The sequence below is a fragment of the Acinetobacter sp. YH12252 genome (genome assembly GCF_013417365.1).
In the GTDB taxonomy this organism is placed as follows: domain Bacteria; phylum Pseudomonadota; class Gammaproteobacteria; order Pseudomonadales; family Moraxellaceae; genus Acinetobacter; species Acinetobacter towneri.
Genome location: NZ_VPEA01000041.1, coordinates 1 through 1,471 on the forward strand (window position 1 = coordinate 1; position 1,471 = coordinate 1,471).

The following is a 1,471-nucleotide window of genomic DNA, read 5'->3' on the forward strand; positions in this document are numbered from 1 at the left end:
GTCCAGGTGAAAGGAAGTAGGCATGCATCTTAGGCAAATCCGGGGTGCTCTATGCTGAGATCTGATAGCAAGCTGTACTTGTACAGTGAAGTGGCTGATACCCTGCTTCCAGGAAAAGTCTCTAAGCTTCAGTTACACTGGAATCGTACCCGAAACCGACACAGGTGGTCAGGTCGAGTAGACCAAAGCGCTTGAGAGAACTCTGCTGAAGGAACTAGGCAAAATGGTACCGTAACTTCGGGAGAAGGTACGCTGTTGATGGTGATAGGACTCGCTCCTTGAGCTGTCGACAGCCTCAGAAACCAGGCCGCTGCAACTGTTTATTAAAAACATAGCACTCTGCAAACACGAAAGTGGACGTATAGGGTGTGATGCCTGCCCGGTGCTGGAAGGTTAATTGATGGGGTTAGCGTAAGCGAAGCTCTTGATCGAAGCCCCAGTAAACGGCGGCCGTAACTATAACGGTCCTAAGGTAGCGAAATTCCTTGTCGGGTAAGTTCCGACCTGCACGAATGGCATAATGATGGCGGCGCTGTCTCCAGCAGAGGCTCAGTGAAATCGAATTCGCCGTGAAGATGCGGTGTACCCGCGGCTAGACGGAAAGACCCCGTGAACCTTTACTGCAGCTTGACATTGAACTTTGACCTTACTTGTGTAGGATAGGTGGGAGGCTTTGAAACTTGGACGCTAGTCCGAGTGGAGCCGTCCTTGAAATACCACCCTGGTAATGTTGAGGTTCTAACTCTGTCCCGTTATCCGGGACGAGGACCATGTCTGGTGGGTAGTTTGACTGGGGCGGTCTCCTCCTAAAGAGTAACGGAGGAGTACGAAGGTGCGCTCAGCGTGGTCGGAAATCACGCGTAGAGTATAAAGGCAAAAGCGCGCTTAACTGCGAGACCCACAAGTCGAGCAGGTACGAAAGTAGGTCTTAGTGATCCGGTGGTTCTGTATGGAAGGGCCATCGCTCAACGGATAAAAGGTACTCTGGGGATAACAGGCTGATACCGCCCAAGAGTTCATATCGACGGCGGTGTTTGGCACCTCGATGTCGGCTCATCTCATCCTGGGGCTGAAGCAGGTCCCAAGGGTATGGCTGTTCGCCATTTAAAGAGGTACGCGAGCTGGGTTTAGAACGTCGTGAGACAGTTCGGTCCCTATCTACCGTGGGCGCTGGAAATTTGAGAGGATCTGCTCCTAGTACGAGAGGACCAGAGTGGACGAACCTCTGGTGTACCGGTTGTGACGCCAGTCGCATCGCCGGGTAGCTATGTTCGGAAGGGATAACCGCTGAAAGCATCTAAGCGGGAAGCCTACCTCAAGATAAGATTTCCCCGAGGCTTTATGCCTCCTAAAGAGCCGTTGAAGACTACGACGTTGATAGGTTGGATGTGGAAGCATAGCGATATGTGAAGCTGACCAATACTAATTGCTCGTGAGGCTTGACTATACAACACCCAAACAGTTGGGGTTG

At 51.8% G+C, this 1,471-nt stretch carries 1 rRNA gene; it reads left to right on the top strand.

Going from position 1 to position 1,471, the window contains the following annotated elements:
• Nucleotides 1-1,447: ribosomal RNA gene (locus FTV28_RS13430) — 23S ribosomal RNA — on the top strand; the annotation flags it as partial.
• Between the last annotated feature and the right edge of the window lie 24 nt (nt 1,448-1,471).